13 protein-coding genes are annotated in these 18,262 nt (G+C 74.8%); 7 read left to right on the top strand and 6 right to left on the bottom strand.

The window, feature by feature from the left end:
• Positions 1-20 precede the first annotated feature (20 nt).
• The 4 genes from WMF20_RS49645 (at position 21) to WMF20_RS49630 (ending at position 6,539) form a co-directional block, all read left to right on the top strand.
• Positions 21-1,307, top strand: a complete 1,287-nt coding sequence (locus WMF20_RS49645; RefSeq protein WP_437609100.1) for a GNAT family N-acetyltransferase — start codon at positions 21-23, stop codon at positions 1,305-1,307.
• A gap of 78 nt (positions 1,308-1,385) precedes the next feature.
• Positions 1,386-4,244: a DUF4175 family protein gene (locus WMF20_RS49640; protein ID WP_437609098.1), complete on the top strand. Its 2,859-nt coding sequence runs from the start codon at positions 1,386-1,388 to the stop codon at positions 4,242-4,244.
• On the top strand, positions 4,241-5,812 hold the full coding sequence (locus WMF20_RS49635; protein ID WP_437609096.1) for a hypothetical protein: 1,572 nt from the start codon (positions 4,241-4,243) through the stop codon (positions 5,810-5,812). Before WMF20_RS49640 ends, WMF20_RS49635 begins: the two co-directional genes overlap by 4 nt.
• Before the next feature lie 121 nt (positions 5,813-5,933).
• A complete protein-coding gene (locus tag WMF20_RS49630) occupies positions 5,934-6,539 on the top strand; it encodes a hypothetical protein (RefSeq protein WP_437609094.1) in 606 nt (201 codons plus the stop codon).
• Positions 6,540-6,579: 40 nt separating this feature from the next.
• Here the strand turns inward: WMF20_RS49630 and WMF20_RS49625 are convergent, their stop codons facing one another.
• Positions 6,580-8,085 carry a sigma-54-dependent Fis family transcriptional regulator gene (locus WMF20_RS49625; RefSeq protein WP_437609092.1) on the bottom strand — a complete coding sequence of 502 codons (1,506 nt, stop codon included), beginning with the start codon at positions 8,083-8,085 and terminating at the stop codon, positions 6,580-6,582.
• A 32-nt stretch (positions 8,086-8,117) separates the two neighbouring features.
• Positions 8,118-8,960, bottom strand: coding sequence for an MBL fold metallo-hydrolase (locus tag WMF20_RS49620; RefSeq protein WP_437609090.1), 843 nt, complete (start codon positions 8,958-8,960; stop codon positions 8,118-8,120).
• A gap of 555 nt (positions 8,961-9,515) precedes the next feature.
• Here WMF20_RS49620 and asd point away from each other — a divergent pair.
• The 3 genes from asd to WMF20_RS49605 are packed head-to-tail and all read left to right on the top strand — an operon-like array spanning position 9,516 to position 14,621.
• Positions 9,516-10,241, top strand: a complete 726-nt coding sequence (gene asd / locus WMF20_RS49615) for an archaetidylserine decarboxylase (protein ID WP_129582082.1) — start codon at positions 9,516-9,518, stop codon at positions 10,239-10,241.
• Complete coding sequence (locus WMF20_RS49610) at positions 10,238-12,544, top strand: methyltransferase domain-containing protein (protein ID WP_437609088.1); 2,307 nt, start codon at positions 10,238-10,240, stop codon at positions 12,542-12,544. The genes asd and WMF20_RS49610 overlap by 4 nt, the downstream gene beginning before the upstream one ends.
• Before the next feature lie 22 nt (positions 12,545-12,566).
• Complete coding sequence (locus WMF20_RS49605) at positions 12,567-14,621, top strand: FAD-binding protein (RefSeq protein ID WP_437609086.1); 2,055 nt, start codon at positions 12,567-12,569, stop codon at positions 14,619-14,621.
• A gap of 21 nt (positions 14,622-14,642) precedes the next feature.
• On the opposite strand, the gene WMF20_RS49600 is transcribed toward WMF20_RS49605, so the two are convergent.
• The 4 genes from WMF20_RS49600 to WMF20_RS49585 all read right to left on the bottom strand — a co-directional run bounded on the left by WMF20_RS49600 (position 14,643) and on the right by WMF20_RS49585 (position 18,064).
• Positions 14,643-14,981: a histidine triad nucleotide-binding protein gene (locus WMF20_RS49600; RefSeq protein ID WP_437609084.1), complete on the bottom strand. Its 339-nt coding sequence runs from the start codon at positions 14,979-14,981 to the stop codon at positions 14,643-14,645.
• Between the two features lie 235 nt (positions 14,982-15,216).
• Entirely contained in the window at positions 15,217-15,780 is a 564-nt protein-coding gene (locus WMF20_RS49595) for a hypothetical protein (RefSeq protein ID WP_437609082.1), read from the bottom strand.
• Positions 15,777-16,880, bottom strand: coding sequence for a peptide chain release factor 1 (gene prfA / locus WMF20_RS49590; protein ID WP_437609080.1), 1,104 nt, complete (start codon positions 16,878-16,880; stop codon positions 15,777-15,779). The genes WMF20_RS49595 and prfA overlap by 4 nt, the downstream gene beginning before the upstream one ends.
• A gap of 62 nt (positions 16,881-16,942) precedes the next feature.
• Complete coding sequence (locus WMF20_RS49585) at positions 16,943-18,064, bottom strand: DUF1385 domain-containing protein (protein WP_129580793.1); 1,122 nt, start codon at positions 18,062-18,064, stop codon at positions 16,943-16,945.
• Positions 18,065-18,262 lie beyond the last annotated feature (198 nt).

The following is an 18,262-nucleotide window of genomic DNA, read 5'->3' as shown; positions in this document are numbered from 1 at the left end:
AGGAGAGCGCACCGGAAGCCATGGAGAAGGTCTACAGCGCCGCCCGCGTCCAGCCGGACGAGCACAGGGACGTCCTCGCGCAGCTCTGGAGAGAGAACCTCGCCCACGGCCAGGCCTCGCAGGAGTTCGTGGAGCGGCGGATGCGCTGGTTCCAGGAGCAGAACCCGGCGGGCCCCCCGCGGACCTGGATGGGCTTCCACGGCCCGGAGCGCGAGATCATCGGCTGCGGCTCGTTCTACCCGCGCGACGTCTACGTCAGCGGGCGGAAGCTCAAGGCCGGCGTCCTCGGCGATTTCGGCGTGACCAAGGCGCACCGCATCGCCGGGGCCGCCATGAGCATCCAGCGCGAGCTCGCGAAGGGCTGCCGGGACGCGGGGGTCGACTTCGTGTTCGGCTTCCCCAACAAGGCCTCGTTCCCGATCTTCCAGCGCGCCGGCTACAAGAAGATCGCGGACTCCACCATCTGGGTGCGGCCCCTCATGGCCGCGTACAAGCTGAACGAGCTCGCGGCCTCGTCGGCCGGGGAGCAGCAGGGCACCGTCAGCGCGGTCGTACAGCGGGTCGCCGAGCGGGCCGCCTCGGCGGTGCCCCACCCCCGCTGGCGCGCGCTCTGGGAGCCGGCGGCGCCGGGCGCCCCGCCCGCCCCCCTGACGCAGGCGCTGTCGACGGCCGCCGAGCGCGCCGTGCAGCGGGCGACCGTGAAGCCCGACAACGCCTTGGTGCGCGCCGCCGGGCGCGCCGTCGACGCCTCGATGGCGCTCCGGGACGCCGCGGCGCTGCTCGCGCGGGGCAGCCGCGTGCGCACCGAGCTCGTGGACGCCGCCGACCACCGCTTCGACGAGCTGTGGTCGCGGGCGAAGCCGTCGCCGATCGTCGGCGAGCGTAGCGCCCAGTTCCTGAACTGGCGCTACGCGCAGCTCGGCACCGTCCGGTACCGCTTCTTCTGCATGCTCGACAGGCACGACGGGCGGCTGCTCGGCTACGCGGTCTACTCGGTGCGGAACAACAAGGTCGAGATGTCCGACGTGTTCTGCGAGGACGGCGGCCCCCTGCTCGACGCCCTGCTCCTCGAGTTCTGCCGGGCGATGCGGCGCGAGGGGCACGTCTCCGTGGGGATGCTCGTCGTGACGCCGCCCGCGTTCAGCGCGCGCCTGCGGGCGCTCGGCTTCTTCTCGCGCCCTCACCCCCCGAGCGTCGGCTCGCGGTGGCTCATCGTACACCTCGACCCGAGCTTCCCGGACGAGCTGCGGCGCGTGCTCCTCGACCCGGACAACTGGTTCATGACCGACGGCGAGCTCGACGTCTGACCGCCCGGGCGCCCGCCCCCCGGAGGATCCCACCGATCCGCTGGACCCCCTCCTGCCGCCGGTTACCCTTGCCTCTCCATGGATAACGAGGCGCCGGCCCTGTCCATCGCGCGGCTGCGCTCCCTCTGGGACGCGGAGGTGGACCCCTCCGCGCGGCGCGCGCTCACCGCCGCGGCCTTCGCGGGGCTGTTCGGCGCGGCGCACGTGGCGCGCGTGGGCTCCCCGCTCGCCCGCGGGCTCGCCGGCGCCGGCCTCGCGCTGCTGCTCGCGGCGATCGTCGCGCGGGTCGTCCTCGCGCGGCGGCGGCGCGGCGACGCCCGGCGCACCGTGCGCGAGATCGTCGGCCGCACGGACGAGGCGCTCGGCGCGGCCACCCTGCGGGCGCTCTCGCTCGTGGATCGCGCCGCGGCCGACGATCGGGTCGGGTCGCCGGAGCTCGCCGGCCTGCACCTCCGGCGGCTGCTCGGCCGCGCCTCGCGGGCGCGCATCCTCGCGCGCGCGCAGCGGTCGGCCGCGCGGTGGGCGAGCGCGGGCCTCGGCCTCGGCGTGGCGGCGCTCGCGGCCGCCGCGATCGATCCGCCCCGCGTCGTCGAGGGGCTCGACGTCCTCGCCGCCCGCGGCGGCGAGGCGCCGCTCGATCTGCTGTGGCTCGAGGACGTCGAGATGACGGCCACGCCGCCCGAGTACCTGCACGAGGGCGCCGAGGTGCTCCTGCCGTTCACGACGACGATGCAGCCGCGGGGGACCGTGATCACGGTGCGCGGCCGCCCGATCCGGGCAGGGCGCGCGCTCGTGTTGACCGACGGCGGCGCCGAGGTCCCGTTCGTCGACGACGGCAAGGGCGGCGTGATCGCCCACTGGACCCTCGGCGACTCGACGACCCTCCAGGCGGCCGCGCGCTTCGGGCAGGTCCGCGTCCGGCAGGCCGACGCGCAGCGCGTCGTGTCGATCCCGGACGACGCGCCGCGCGTCACGCTCGAGGGCGCGCCGCGCACGGTCAGGCTCCTCGACGAGCCCAGCATCCCACTCCGCTACGAGATCACCGACGATCACGGCCTGCGCGAGGTCGACCTCGTCCTGCGCGCCGGCGCGAAGGAGGAGCGGCGCGTGCTCTCGCGGCCCGCGGGGGACGCGAAGATCGACCGCGGCGGCTACGAGCTCAGGGCGCGCGATCCGTTCTTCCGCAGGACGTACGTGCCCGTCGAGGTGCGGATCGAGGCGCGCGACAACGATCCGATCGAGGGCCCGAAGTGGGGCAGGAGCGAGGCGATCGTGGTCATCCCGCCGCAGGTGGGCGAGCCCGAGGCGCGGCGCTACGCCGCGCTCGCGAAGGCGCGCGACGCCCTCACCGACCTGCTCGCGGACCGCATCGGCCAGCGGACGCCGGAGGCGGGCGGCGCCGCGGCGCACGCGGCGCACGAGGCCGAGGCGCAGGCGACCGCGAAGGCGGAGGTCGAGCGGGCGCTCTCCGCCGACTACGGCGGGCTCCGGGTGCGGGGGCGCATCGCGTCGCTCGCGCGCGGCCAGCTCGCCCGGCTCGACGAGGCGCTCGCCGCCGAGCGGAAATCGACCACCCGCGCGGCGCACCAGAAGCTGCTCGACGAGACCGAGGGCGTGCTGCTCGCCTTCGACGCCGGCCTGCGCGGCCTCGGCGTCCGGGACGCCCGGGCCGTCGCGCAGCGGCTCGCCGACGTCGCGGACGAGGCCGCGGCCGCGGCCGAGCTCCTTCAGGGCGGCGACCGGGAGGGCGGCGAGATCCGCCTCGAGGCGGCCGTCACGGTGCTGGGCGGCGGGGGCGCCGAGCTGCGCAAGCTCGGCGAGCTCGGCCTCGATCTCGGCGAGATCGTCGCGAGCGACCTGCGCAGGGTCGCGCGCGCCCGGGGCGCCGGCGACTGGGCGCACGCCGAGCTCGCGGCGCGCGACCTCGCGGCGCGGCTCCGGCGTCCGGAGCCCTCGTTCGGCGGCGGCGGCCGCGGCGGGGTGGAGTCCGGGGCGCCGCGCGGCGCGCCCGATCCCGGGGAGGCCTCGAGCGCCGACGAGAGCGTCGCGCAGAGCGAGCGGGAGCTCGAGGACCTCGCGCGCGATCACGCCGCCGAGACGAACGCGGTCGCCGAGGAGCTCATGCGCGCCTCGCGGCCCGAGGACGTCGCGGCGCTCCGCGAGGAGGCGAAGAAGCACGCGGAGGCGATCCGCGAGGCGGTGCAGGAGCTGCCGCAGCCCGGCGGGGCGCCGGGCTCGGCCGAGTCCGCCGCGGCGGCCGGCAGGGAGCAGGCCGAGGCGATGGCCGGCGCGCTGGAGCAGGGCCGCCTCGAGGAGGCGGTCGAGAGCGGCCAGGGCGCGGCGCGCTCGCTGGGCGAGGCGAAGCGGCTCGGCGCGCAGGGCGGCGGCTTCTTCCCGGAGGAGCGGGCCGGCCGCGAGGCCGGCGAGGCGCAGCAGGCGCTCGCCCGGGAGCTCGCCTGGGCCGAGGAGGCGCTGCGCCGGCTGCGGCAGGCGGCGTCGGAGCGGGCGCGGGAGGGCCTCGCGCGCTCGAGCCAGCGCGAGGGCTCGCTCGCCGATCGCGCGCGCGAGCTGCGCCGGCGGGGCGAGCGCGGCGACGGCCGCATGCCGGAGGAGATGCTCGAGCGCCTCGAGGAGGCCGAGCAGGCGATGCGCGACGCCCAGCGCGCCCTCTCCGAGGGGGAAGGCGAGCAGGGCAACGACCGCCAGCGCGACGCGCAGCGGCTGCTCGAGATGTCGCGCAGCGACGACCAGAGCCAGGACGGCGACGCCGAGTCGGAAGGGAACAGGGACATGGCGAGGAAGGCCGACATCCCGGACAAGGACAAGCACAAGGGCCCCGAGGAGTTCCGTCGGCGCGTCCTCGAGGGGCTCGGGAGCGCCTCGGAACCGCGGCTGCGAGAGGCGGTGAAGCGCTACGCGGAGGGGCTCCTGAAATGACGCGCGCCGGCGCTACGGCGGCCCCGGCGAGGGCTCCGCGCGGGGCGACGGCGCTCGCGAGGCGCGGCCTCCGGGCGGTGGTCCTCGCCGCGCTCGCGACCGTGTCGGCGACCGCGTCCGGCCGCATCACGGTCGGCGATCTCGATCGCGCGGTGCGGACGCGGGCCGCGATCCTGGAGATCGACGCCCCGGCGGCGCGCAGCCTCCTCGAGGGCGCGGATCCCGCCGATCCCGCGCTCGCGCTCGAGCGCGGCCGGCTCGCCATCTACGAGGGCGACTGCGACGCCGCTGCGGCGATCCTCGCGCGCCCCGACCTCGCGGCGACGGCGGAGGGCGCGGCGCTCGGCGACATCGCGCGCGGCTGCGCCCGCGCCACCGCCGCGACGGTCGTCGTCGAGGACGAGGCGCGCGGCGTGTGGGTGCGGCTCCAGGACGACGACGATCGCGCGCTCATTCCGCTGCTCGTCGAGGTGGCCGCGAAGACGCGCGACGTGCTCGCGAAGGATCTCGGGGTCGAGCTCCTCCGGCCGCTGCGGATCGACCTCGTCCGGGATCAGTTCACGCTCTCCGCGATGACGGGCCTGCCGGAGGACGCGGCGCGGACGACGGGCACCGTCGCCATCGCCAAGTGGGGGCGGGTGACGATGCTCTCCCCGCGCGCGACGCCGAACGGCTACCCCTGGATGGACACGCTCGCGCACGAGATCACGCACCTCGCGCTCTCGCGCGGCACGCGGGACAACGCCCCGCTGTGGCTGCAGGAGGGCGTGGCCAAGCGCGAGGAGGTCCGCTGGCGCGAGCCCGACCCGCTGGACGACGTGCCGTCCGCGGACGCGATCGCCTTCCTCGGCATCCAGAAGGGCCTCGGGCGCCCGCTCGACAAGATCGGCCCCTCGATCGCGATGCTCCCGAGCGCGGAGGAGGCGGCGATCGTGTTCGCCGAGGTCGCGAGCTTCATCCGGTACTGGACGAGGGAGGCGGGCGACACGGCGCTGCCCGAGCTCTTGCGCCGGCTCAAGGACGCGAGCAGCGACGCGGATCTGGAGCGGGCGATCGCCGAGATCTCCGGCGCGGATCTCGCGGCCTGGGACGGGCGCTGGCGCGCCTACCTCGCCACCGTGCCGGCGAGCGTGCCGCCCGACCTCGCGCCGGGCGGGGACATGCCGCACCGGCAGGAGGTCGCCAAGCGGGTGCGGCTCGGGCAGCTGCTCCACGATCGCGGCCACCACGCCGCCGCCGCGGTCCAGCACGCCCGCGCGCAGGCGCTCGCGCCGCACGAGCCGGCGGTGCGCAGCTTCCTCGCCGCCGCCCTGCTGGCCTCCGGCGAGCGGGCGAGCGCCGCTCCGCTGGTCGAGCACGTGGAGGACGTGAACAGCCGCCACGGCCGGTGGTGGTCGCTGCACGGCCTGCTCCACGGAGGCGCCGACGGCGGCCGCGCCTTCTCGGCGGGCGTCGCGCTCGACCCGCTGAGCCCCGAGGTGGCCTGCGAGGAGAAGCTGCCGCCGGAGCTCCCCAGCGACCCCACCCGGTCGGCCCTCTGCGAGGCCGCGCGCCGCAGGGCGCGCTGATCAAACGACCGCGAGGCGAGGAAAAGCCGCCGCTCGGCGCAATGGCGCGCGCTCGCCGGTTTCTGCGCGAGCGCGCGCGCTCCGCGCTTCCGTCGCGCTGGAGCGCGCCTACGGTCGCGCGGTGCCGAACCTGGATCGCATCGCCCTCGTCGTCGCGCTGAGCCTCGCCTTGCCGGCTCGGTCGCACGCCGACGACACGCCGCCCTCCTCGGCGCCGCGCAGGGTCGTCGAGCTCGGCGCGTCCTCCGTGCTGGCGTTCGGCTTGCTGCCTGCGGCGAGCTTGGGCCCCTCGCTGGAGGCCACCCTCCGCTGGCTCGACGCGTCCCTGTCGGTCGAGGCGCGCGTGCTCCGGGCGCTGGGCCGCGACCCGAACGCCGCCTCGATCCTGGGGCCGGAGAGCACCGCCGGCCTCGGGCTCATGTCGATCTGCAGGCACGACGAGGCCGTCTTCGTGTGCGCTTCCTTTCAGACCGGGGTCGTCGCCGCGGACGTCGAGGAGAACCTGAAGTCGACGGACGACGGCAAGCTCTCCTGGATGGTCACCTCCGGCCTGCGCGGGGGCGCCGCGTGGCGCCTCGTTCGCCACCTCGAGCTGCGCAGCTTCCTTGAGCTGCACACCGTCCTGGAGCGCCCTCATGTGAGGGTCGACTCCGTCGAGCGGTGGCGGGCGTCCTACGTCGCGGGGATCATCGGCGTCGGCCTCTCGTTCCGCCTGAACCCGGAGTGACGCACGCCTCCCGGCGCGCCGAGGCGCCCGCGCCGCCGCCTCAGCTCTTCGTGCGGAGCGCGCGCGCCAGGGTGTTCCTGCCGACGCCGAGCCGCTTCGCCGCTTCCGTCTTGTTCCCCTCGCACGCGCGGACCATCGCCTCGACGTAGCGCCGCGTCACCTCGTCGAGGGTGAGGCCGAGCGGCAGCGCGACCTGATCGTCGCCCTCGGGCCCCGCGGCGGCCTGCGGCGGGGCCCCCCCGCGCCGGCGCGCCGGCAGGTGCCCGGCGGAGATGCGGCCGTCCGGGGCCAGGGCGATCGCGCTCTCGACCCAGTGCTCGAGCTCGCGCACGTTGCCCGGCCAGGTGTGGGCGCGGAGGTGGCGGAGCGCGTCCGGATCGAAGCGCGGCGCGGGCCTGCCGTACCGCGTCGCGTAGACGTCCGCGAAGTGGCGGGCCAGCGTCTCGACGTCCTCGGGGCCGCGCTCGCGCAGCGCCGGCAGGTCGATCTCGACGACGCGCGCGCGGTAGTAGAGATCCTTGCGGAAGCGGCCCTCGGCGACCGCGCGCTCGAGGTCGCAGTGCGTGGCGCACACGACGCGCACGTCGGCGCGGAGCGTCTGCCGACCGCCGACGCGCTCGAACGAGCGATCCTGCAGGAAGCGCAGGAGCTTGCCCTGGATGTCGAGCGGCAGATCCCCGAGCTCGTCCAGGAACAACGTGCCGCCCTCCGCGAGCTCGACCTTGCCCGGCACGCGCCGGTCCGCGCCGGTGAACGCCCCGCGCTCGTGGCCGAAGAGCTCGCTCTCGACGAGCTGCGCCGGCAGCGTCGTGCAGTCGACCGTGACGAAGGGCCGCGTCTGGCGCCGCGAGTTGACGTGGATCGCCCGCGCGAACAGGCTCTTGCCGGTGCCGGTCTCCCCGCGCAGGAGCACGGTCGCGTCGGTCTGCGCCGCGAGCTGGACCTTCTCGTACACGGCGGCCAGCCGCTCGCTGCGGCCGACGATCCGGTTGAACGGCCCCTGCAGCACGACCCCCGGACCGCCGCCCTCGGCCGCGCGGAGCGTCGTCAGGAGGAGCGCGCGCGCGAGCTGCGTCGCGAGCGCGACGAGGTAGCGCTCGTCCTCCTCGTCGAAGGGCGCCTCCGCGCGGTTCAGCAGCTGGACGACGCCGCGGATCGGCGCGGCGGCGTCCTCGCGGATCGGCGCGACGAGCATCGAGCGCGTCGTGTAGCCCGTCGCCCGATCGGCCGACGGATCGAAGCGCGGATCGCGCGCCGCGTCGTCGACGCGCACGACCTCGCCGGTCCTGGCGACGTGCCCCGCGATGCCGCGCTCGAGCGGCTGCCTGAGCGCGGGGAGCTCGGGCAGGACGGCGACGCGCGTCACGAGATCGCCGCGCTCCGCGTCGACGAGCCAAATGGTGGCGCGGTCGGCGCGGAGCGCCTTCGCGAGCCGCTCGCACGCCGTGCCGAGGAGGGCGTCGAAGTCGACCTCCCGGGCGAGGAGGGAGGCGAGATCGACGAGCAGCGAGAGGCGCGACATGGATAACGGAGCAGGATCCAGCATAGAGGCCGCCGCCCTTGTCGTCACCCGCGTCATCACGCGGCCCGCGCGACGGCCTCGACGTCGATGCAGAGCCCCTCGCGCGCGGCGACCGAGGCAGGGAAGAGCTCGCGCGCGAGGCGCTCGATCTCGGCGACGCCGGCGTCCGTCCGCTGCGGGTCGTGGTGGAAGAGTACGAGCTGACGCGCGCCGCACGCCCGCGCGATCTCGGCGCCCGCGATGTACGTCGAGTGCCCCCATCCGACCCTCGATCGCCCGGCGTCGCCGCGGTACTCCTCCGGGGTGTACTGCGCGTCGTAGATGAGCACGTCGGCGCCGTCCGCGAGCGCGCGCAGCGCCGGATCGACGCAGGCGTAGTGCTCGGTGTCGGTCGCGTAGACGACGCTCTTCCCCGCGTGCTCGAGGCGGTAGGCGAGCACGCCGCCCGGGTGGTTGAGCTTGGCGGTGCGCACGCGGACCTCGCCCACGTCGAACGCCTCGCCCGGCCGCGCCTCGCGCAGGGCGATCTGGGCGCCCAGCTCGTCCAGCCGGACCGGGAAGCTCGGCGCCGCCATCTGCGTCGAGAGCGCCTCGCGAAGCGTCCCGACCCCGTGCGCGCTGCCCACGATCGACAGCGTCGAGCTCGGCAGGTACGCCGGCACGAAGAACGGCAGGCCCTGGATGTGGTCCCAGTGCAGGTGGGAGAGCAGCACCGTGGCCTCCACCGGCCCTTCCCGGAGCAGGGCATCTCCGAGCTTGCGAACGCCCGTCCCGGCGTCGAGGATGAGCTGCGTCGATCCGCAGCGGACCGCCACGCAGCTGGTGTTTCCGCCCACCGCCGCCGTCTCCGGCCCAGGCGAAGCGATGCTCCCGCGAACCCCCCAGAACCTGATCTCCATCGTCGTCGCGTGCCTCCTGGGCTCCCTTCAGCGAGCGGCGTGCCAGGGCGCAGGGACTTGAAATCGCTCCGCTTTTCTGCTGCCCCCGGCCGGGCCGATCGAAGTTGCAGCGCCGGGTCCGGATCGGCGCTTCAGAATGGAGCGCGCGGCCGGCGCGGTCTGCCGGCGCTCGCGCCGCCATTTGCGTGGGGCGGCGCTTCGCGGTTGACGCCCTCGCGGCGACGTGGAGAAACGTGGAGCGCGGGGGACGGGCCTTTCGTCGCGCCACGGATCGCGCTGAGCGTCGCGCGTCGCGTCAAGGCTGAGCTCCTTCGCTGGATGGGGGGACCGCGCCGGCGCGGAAAGGTTCGCCTGACCCGAGCGTTGACCGAGGTCCGTCCCGAGGCCTAGCATTCCTGCACCGCTCTCTTTCCCGCATTGTTACCGCCGCTCCGCACAATGACCGTTGCCACCTACGCCGCCGCACAGCTGTTGCGGGTGCTTCCGCGAGAGCGCATTACCCGGGCCGTTGGCCGCCTCTGCGACGCCAGGGCACCCGCCGCCGTCTTGAACGCGGTGGTCAAGCTCTACGCGCGCGCGTACCGCGTCGACATGGACGCCGCCGAGGTGCTGACGAGCCCTTACGAGAGCTTCGACGCGTTCTTCACGCGCAAGCTCCGCGAGGGGATGCGCCCTGTCTGCTCCGATCCCGGAGCCATCACCAGCCCCGCCGACGGCCGGATCGAGGCGATCGGCCCCGTGACCGAGGGCGGGCGCCTGCTCATCAAGGGGCAGCCTTACCGCGTGGAGGACCTCGTGGGCGACCCCGCGGAGGCGTCGCGCTACGACGGCGGGCAGTTCGCGGTCGTCTACCTCTCCCCCCGCGACTACCACCGGGTCCACTCGCCCGTCGCCGGCCAGGTGAGCCTCATCCGCTCGATGCCGGGGGAGCTGTTCCCGGTGAACGCGATCGGCGAGCGCCACATCCCGGGCCTGTTCGCGCGCAACCGGCGCGTCGCGATCGTGATCGACACCGAGCGCCAGGGGCGCGTGACGGTCGTGATGGTGGGCGCGATGATCGTCGGACGGATCACGGTGAGCGCCGTCGACGCGCGCGACGTGCCGCTCGGCGAGCACCCGATCTCGCCGGCCCTCCCGGTCGCGTGCGGCGAGGAGATCGGCAAGTTCCACCTCGGCTCCACCGCGGTCCTGTTCGTGGAGCGCGGGGTGTCGCCCCCCTGGAGCAGGGCTCCGGGGCCGGTCCTCTACGGTGAGCCGCTGGACGGAGGGGGCAAGCAATGACGAGCGAGCGGCCGCGCAACCCCCTGGCCCAGGCCGCCCAGGAAGGCGGCGCCTCCGGAGAGTCCGGCGCGCCCCCGCCGGGCGAGGCAGGGAACGCGGCCGCGCTCGCGCCGCAGGGAGAGGGCTCGCTCCCCGCGCGCTCGTCCGTCGCCCCGCGGCCCGAGCGCACGCCCAGCGTGCGCCCGCAGCTCGCGACGACCACGCCGCTGCCGCGCCTCGACGTCATCCCGGGCATGGCCGACGGGAGCTCCGGCCGGCCGCTCTCGGAGATCCCGGATCTCGATCTCGATCCGCGCATCGCCGGGCCGCCGACGGAGCGCTCGCGGCACGGCACCCCCTTGCCAGCCACGCCCACCTCGAGGCGGGCCTGGCAATCGCTGGCCGCGGAGGTCGAGCGGGCCACGGAGGCAGAGCGCGGCGACGGCGCGAAGACCGCGCGTCGCCGCTCGCGGCGGCTCGTGAACGTGCCCGGAGACGCGGCGCAGCAGGGCGACGACCCGGGCGCCTCGCTTGATTCGAGCGCCGCGCAAGCGGACACGGCGATGCCGCGCTCGCTGGGGCTCGATGAGGCGGAAGACGACGGATGGTTGACCGCCGGCGCGAGGCCTCCCAGCGAGCCGCCGATCGAGGTGCCCAAGACCGCCAGCAAGCCGGCGCCGCCGCCGAACCTGGCGGAGCTTGTCGCGCCGCGGGCGGTCCCGCGGCCGTCGCCGAAGTCCTCGAGCGTTCCGCCGATGCCGACGCCGGGGCTGATCATCGACCCGGACTCGGTCGCGGTGATCCGGCCGCTCCAGATCCTCAGCATCGAGTCGAACCTGCCGCCGGTCACCTCGCAGGCCGAGCCGCAGCCCGAGCCCGCCAGGCCGCCGCTGCTGACCGACCCAACCGAGCACGAGTGGCCGCCGCTCCAGTTCCGGATCGGGCCGGACTCGCGCCACACCGCGCTGGGCCTCGACCCGTACCAGGAGGGCCCTTCGGAGGGCCCGCCGACGGCGCGCGACGCCGCCTTCGACGCCCTCCAGCCCGAGCCCCGGCGGCCGCAGGGCTCGGCGCCGGAGATCGAGGCGCGCCCGCTCGACTGGCGACCCGGGTCGAGCCCGGAAGAGCTCACGGAGGTCGAGCCCGAGCCCGAGCTGACCGACGAGGCCAGGGCCGACGCGACGAGCGCCCCGCCCGTGGCGGGCGGAGGCGAGCAACAACAGGTCGACCCGACGCGCATCACCCTGCCGCCGAAGAGCAGCGAGGTCGAGCTGGAGGAGGTCGAGCCCGAGCGCGACGCCGAGCTGACCGAAGCAGGCCTGGCCGCCCGCGCCGACGCGCAGGCGGCGCATCCCAAGAAGCCGCCGCCGCCCCCGCCGCCGCCGCGGCGCCCGCGCGCGCAGGCGCTCGCCTCGCCGGATCTCGCGACGTTCACGTCGGCGCCCCCGCCGCCCGTGTCCGTGCCGCCGCCGCACGGCGATCCCTCGGCGCGCATCTCCGCGCCCCCCGCGTCGCCCGCGGCCAAGCCGCTCGATTTCGAGTCGAACTCCGGCCCGTCGACCGAGCCCGCCGCGCGCCGCAAGCGCCCGTGGTGGGAGGAGCTCTTCGGCGACGACTTCCTGCGCACGCTCGACAAGATCGACAGCAAGGTGGTTCGCCGCGAGGTCGACTTCATCGAGGAGCGGCTCGGCGTCGAGAAGGGCGCCGTGATCCTCGATCTCGCGTGCGGCGCGGGCGGCCACGCGATCGAGATCGCGAGCCGCGGCTACAGCGTGGTCGGCTTCGACCTGTCGCTGGCCATGCTGGCCCGCGCCGCCGACGACGCGCAGGACCGCGGCCAGAAGCTGAACTTCCTCCAGGGCGACATGCGCGAGATGACGTTCGAGGAGACCTTCGACGGCGTCTACTGCTGGTCGACGAGCTTCGGCTACTTCGACGACGAGAAGAACGCGGACGTCCTCGCCCGCATCCGCCGCGCCCTCCGCGCGGGCGGCATGCTCCTGCTCGACATCGTGAACCGCGACTACGTGGCGTCGCGCCAGCCGAGCCTCGTCTGGTTCGAGGGCGACGGCTGCGTCTGCATGGATGAGATGCAGGTCGACTTCTTCACGAGCCGGCTCAAGGTGAAGCGCACGGTCATGTTCGAGGACGGCCGCTCGCGCGAGATCGACTACTCGCTCCGCCTCTACGGCCTGCACGAGCTCGGCAAGATGCTCCACGAAGCCGGCTTCAAGGTCACCGAGGTGACCGGCCACCCCGCGCACCCGGGCGTCTTCTTCGGCTCGGAGTCGCCGCGGCTCATCATCCTTGCCGAGCGCAGCTGACGCGCTAGGGGGCTCCTGACGCATGCGCTTCGAGGCCGCGATCTCGCGCGCGCTGCCGGGGATCCCGGCCAGCGCCTCCCCCGTCGATCAGATCGCCTACGCCCGCGATCTCTGGCCGCGGCACCACCTCGCCGTGACGGAGGGCCGCATCGCCGAGCACCGGCCCGGGATGATCCTCTGGCCGGCGTCCACCGAGGAGGTCGCCCGGGTGGTCCGCTTCTGCGCGGACGAGGGGCTCCCGCTCGTGCCGTACGGCGCGGGCTCGGGCGTGTGCGGCGGCGTCCTGCCGGACGACCGCACGGTCGTGCTCGACCTGAAGCGGCTCTCCCGCCGCCGCTCGCTCGATCGCCAGGCCCCCTCGGTCGAGATCGAGGCCGGCGCCCTCGGCATCCGCTTCGAGGAGGAGCTCAACGCCGAGGGCTTCACGCTCGGCCATTTCCCGTCGTCGATCCTCTGCTCGACGGTGGGCGGCTGGGTCGCGGCGCGCAGCGCCGGCCAGTGCTCGGGGCTCTACGGCAAGATCGAGGACATGGTCGCGTCGCTCGAGTGCGTCGTCGGCCGCGGCGAGGTCGTCCGCTTCGATCGGCGCGCGCGCGGCCCGGATCTGACGCCGCTCCTCATCGGCAGCGAGGGCGTGCTCGGCGTGGTCACCGCCGCGACGCTCCGGCTGCACCCCGCCCCGCCGGCGCGCGCGTTCGCCGCCTTCTCCTTCCCCACGCTGGAGGCCGGGTGGAACGCGATGCGCGAGATGTTCCAGGCCGGCCTTCGCCCGGCGGTCTCGCGGCTCTACGACCCGTTCGACTCCTTCATGGCCCGGCTCGGCGCGGTGCGCCGGCAGCACGGCCACGCCGGCGCGGGCGACGAGCCGACCGAGGGGCCGGCCGCGCCGGCGCGCGGCGCGCGAGGCCCGGGCGCCGGCGCCGCCGTGCTGCGCGGCCTGCTGCGCGCGCCGGGGCTCCTCAACCAGGCCGTGGACGCCGTCGGGTCGCGCGTGCTCCGCGGCGCGACGCTCATCCTCATCTTCGAGGGCACGGCGCGCGCGAGCGCCGAGGATCTCGCCCGCGCCGCGGCGATCGCCGGGCGCGCCGGGGCCAAACCGCTCGGCGAGGAGCCGGCGCGCCACTGGCTCGCGCACCGCTACAGCGTGAGCTACCGCCAGGCGCCCGTCTTCATGGCCGGCGCGTTCAGCGACACGATGGAGGTCGCCGCGCCCTGGTCGCGCCTCGACGCGCTCTACCGCGCGGTGCGCGGGGCGCTCGGGCGCCACGTCTTCGTGATGGCCCACCTGTCCCACGCCTACCCGGACGGCTGCAGCATCTACTTCACCTTCGCGGGCAGCGCGCCGACCGTGGCGGCGGCCGAGGCGAAGTACGACGCGGCCTGGCGGGCGGCCCTCGACGCCGCGATCGACGCCGGCGGCACGCTCTCGCACCACCACGGCGTCGGCCGCAGCAAGGCGCCGCGGCTCGGCGCCGAGCTCGGCCTCGGCGCCGACGTCGTCCATGCGCTCCGGGGCGTCTTCGACCCCGCCGGCATCATGAACCCGGGCAACCTGCTCCCGCGCGACGCCGCCCGCGCCGCGCGCCGCCCGCTGCCGCCGCCGCCCGCGTCGCCCGTGATCGACCTCGACTCGCTGCTCGTGCACGCCGCCGGCGAAGCTCGCCTCGGCGAGGTCGAGCGCGCGCTCGAGCAGCGCGGCCTCACGCTGGCGGTCGACTTCGGCGCGGCCTCGCGCGAGCTCACGCTCGACGCGTGGATCGCGGCGGGCGCCCCGGGCGCGCCGGATCCGTGGAGCGATCCGGTCGATCACCTCGTCGCCGGCTTCACCGCGCGGCTCGCGTCGGGCGCCGAGCTCGCGGTGCGCCCCGCCCCGCGGCGCGCCGTCGGCCCGGATCTCTTCGCGCTGTTCCTCGGCGTGGGCGGGCGCGTCGGCGCCGTCACGTCCGTGCACCTGCGCGCCCACGGCGCGTCGCGGCCGCGCGCGCTGCCGACCTCGCTGCCGCGGCAGCCGCCGCTCGGCGAGGCCGAGGCGGCGTGGCTCGACGCCGTGGTGAGCGCCGCCCGCGACGTCCGTTGAGCGGAGCCGGCGCTGGCCGGCTCAGCCGGGGGGCCAGGCCATGGGCCGGCCGCCGATGACGTGGACGTGGAGGTGGAAGACCGTCTGGCCGGCGTTCGCGCCGCTGTTCACGACGGTCCTGAAGCCGCTCTCCGCGATGCCGGTCTTCTCCGCGACCTGCCGCGCGGCGAGCAGCAGCCGCCCGAGGGCGGCCTCGTCCTCCAGCGTGGCCTGGGCGATCCCCGCGATGTGGCGCTTCGGGATGACGAGCACGTGCGTGGGCGCCTGCGGGTTCACGTCGTGGAAGGCGATGACGTGCTCGTCCTCGAGCACGACCTTCGACGGGATCTCCTTGTTCGCGATCTTGCAGAAGATGCACATGGTCGCCTCCTAGTACCGCGTCGTACCGCGCGTCAGGAACCCCTATCACGCAGCGCTAGCTCCACCCACCAGCAGTCCGGCCAGGGATCCGGAGAGAGATTTCAACGCAAAGGCGCAAAGACGCAAAGGCGCAAAAAGACGAGTATTTTTGCGTCTTTGCGCCCTTGGCGCCTTTGCGTTGAAGTCTTCCTCCGCTCGCGAGGCAGTTCCCTGGCGGGATTTCTGCCCCGCGGCACTAGGGCGCCTGCGTATCGCGCCGCTCCCGGTCGCGGGGCAGCGCCCTGGTCGCCGGGTCCGGCTCTCCCGGCTCTCCCTGGCCAGCGGCCTCCAGCGCGCCGCCCTGCCCTTCCCTGGGCAGCAGCCGGGCGAGCGCGCGCTCGATCCGCGAGGTGTCCGCCGGCTCCGGGAGCAGGTCGTCGGGCAGCGCAGCGCCCGACGGCGGGCTCGGCGCGACGCCCCCGCCGTCCTGCTGCGCGACGCGGGGGACCGTCCCGCGCGCGACCGCGATGCGGAGCACGGCGAGCTCGAGGTCGTCGAGCGCGGCGGTGCGCTTCAGCCCGAGCGACGGCACGTCGTAGGTGAGGAGCGCGCCGCCGCTCGCCGCGGGCGCGAGCCCGGCGCGGCCCGCGCCGCCGACCAGCTGCCGCACGATGCTCCTGAGCAGCGCCGCCCGCCGCCGCACCCGGCGCGCCTCGGGATCGGCATAGAGCGAGTAGAACCGGTTCCGCGAGAACGTGGACGGCGCCAGCACGAGCGCGACGAACAGCGCCTCCAGGTCGATGGGCGGCGTCCCCCTCACGTCGCGGGCTCCACCGCGCCGCCCGCGGGCCCCGAGAGCCCGCCGCGCCGCAGGAGCTCCGCCTGGCGGTGCGTGCGCAGCGCGCCGATGAGCTCGTCGAGATCCCCCTCGACGATCTTGTCGAGCTTGTGCAGCGTGAGGCCGATCCGGTGATCCGTCACGCGGTTCTGCGGGAAGTTGTAGGTCCGCACCTTCTGCGCGCGCTCCCCCGTGCCGACCATGGTCCTCCGCTCCGCGCTCTGGGCCTCCTCCTGCCGGCGCTGCTCGAGCTCGAGCAGCCGGCTCCGGAGCACCTTCATCGCCTTCGCCTTGTTCTTCAGCTGGGAGCGCTCGTCCTGGCACTTCACGATCATGCCCGTCGGCAGGTGCTTGATCTGCACGGCGCTGTTCGTCGTGTTGACGCCCTGCCCGCCGGGGCCGCCCGACGCGGCGATCGAGATCTCCAGGTCCTTCTCGTCGATGTGCACGTCGACCTCGTCCGCCTCGGGCAGGACGGCGACCGTCGCGGTCGAGGTGTGGATCCGCCCCTGCGTCTCCGTCGTGGGGACCCGCTGCACGCGGTGCACGCCGCCCTCGTAGCGGAGGTGGGAGTAGACGTCCTGCCCCGAGATCAGCGCCGCGACCTCCTTGTAGCCGCCGGCCGAGGCCTCGCTCAGGTTGAGCACCTCGACCTTCCACCGCTTCGTCTCCGCGTAGCGGCAGAGCATGCGGAAGAGGTCGGCGGCGAAGAGCGCCGCCTCCTCGCCGCCCTCGCCGCTCCGGATCTCGATCACGGTGTTGCGCGCGTCGTTCGGGTCCTTCGGCAGGAGGAGCAGCTCGAGCTCGCCGGCGAGCCGCTCCCGCTCCGTCTCGAGCTCGGGCAGCTCCGCCTGGGCGAGCTCGGACAGGTCGGGATCGTTCAGCGCCTCGCGGTCCTCGGCGATGCGCCGCTCGACGTCCCGCAGCCGCGCGAAGGCGACGACCACCGGCTCGATCTCGGTCCGCTCGCGGTTGAGCCGCTGGATCTCGGCCGGGGAGGAGAGCACCGCCGGGCTGCACATGAGGTGCTCGAGTTCCTGAAAGCGGCGCTGGACCGCCTCGAGTTTCGCGATAGGTAGCATCTGGAATCCGAAGACGACGCGGAGAGTTGGACGGCGGCGGCGTGCGGCGGCGCCGGCGCGCGCTAGCCGTGGGCGCCAGCGTAGCCGGGGTCGGCCAGCACCTTGGAGTAGTCGGCGAACACCCGATCGGGCTGGACCGGCGCGGTCACCGACTCCTCCCGCCAGAGCGTCGCGCGGAGCGACGCGAGGGCGATCTCGAGCTGCGCGTCCTCCGGCTCCGCCGTCGTGATCTTCTGGACCAGGAACCCCGGCCAGAGGAGCACGCGGAGCGGGCCGGTGGTGCAATAGCGCGCGAAGAGCCGCTGGATCTCGAAGGTCACCGCGGCGATCAGCGGGAGGAACGGCAGCTTCATCAAGAAGAAGCCGACGCTCTCGACGAGCCGGCCGCCGGGCAGCTTGGGCAGGAACGCCCCGAGGGACGCCCCGGCCACCGAGAACACCACGATCGACACGAGCGCCACCATCACCAGGAACGTCGTCCCACAGCGGGGGTGCATGGCCGTCTTGCGGCGCGCGTTCTCGACCTCGAGCGGCTCGCGCGCCTCGTAGGTGGAGATCGCCTTGTGCTCCGCCCCGTGGTACTGGAAAACGCGCCGGACCTCGGAGATCTGGCGGATCAGGAGGAGGTAGGCGACGACGATGGCGAGCTTCGCCACGCCGGTGATCGCCTGGAACCCCGGCGACGTGACCTCCAGCCCGAGGCCGAAGACCTTGTTGACCAGCTCGGCGCCGGCCTGAGGCGCCGCCACGAAGAGCAGGACCGCGAAGAGGATCGGGATGATGCCCATCCCCCCGCCCTTCTTCTTTCCGTCTGCGCCGGTGCCGCCGGGCGCCGGGGCGCCCGCGACCTGCGCGGGCTCGCCGTCCTGCGTCGCGATCGCGGCCATGCTGAGCGCCAGGGAGGTGAGGCTCGCTCCGCTCGCGGGGCCGGCGCTCGAGCGCCTGGAGGCCGGCCCCTTGGCCGAGGCCGCCTCTTCGGCCGCCAGATCCTGCTCGTAGAGATCCGCGGACCAGCGGAGCGCCTGGGACCCGAGGCGCAGCGACTCCACGAGCGTCGCGACCCCCCGCACGAACGGCCACGTGCGCGGCCCCTTCGAGACCGCGGTCATCGGCTGCTCGCGCACCACGAGCTCCCCCGAGCGGCGCCGGCAGACGATCGCGACCGAGCTCGGCGATCGCATCATGACCCCTTCAATCACCGCTTGGCCGCCGATATACGGACGTGCAGGCTGATCGCTCATACGCGTTCCAATCTAGCGCATCACGCGGCTTTCGCATCGGCCTGGCCGATCAGCGCCGCGATGGTGGATGGGCGACCTCGTCCGTCGTCCGTCGTCGTCTGGCGCGCGCGCACGCCGCGCGACGTCTCGGCCGGTCGCGCG

The sequence above is a fragment of the Sorangium sp. So ce834 genome, from assembly GCF_051521425.1.
In the GTDB taxonomy this organism is placed as follows: domain Bacteria; phylum Myxococcota_A; class Polyangia; order Polyangiales; family Polyangiaceae; genus Sorangium; species Sorangium cellulosum_D.
The sequence above is the reverse complement of the archived record's forward strand: the minus strand, read 5'-3'. Positions and strand labels throughout refer to the sequence as shown.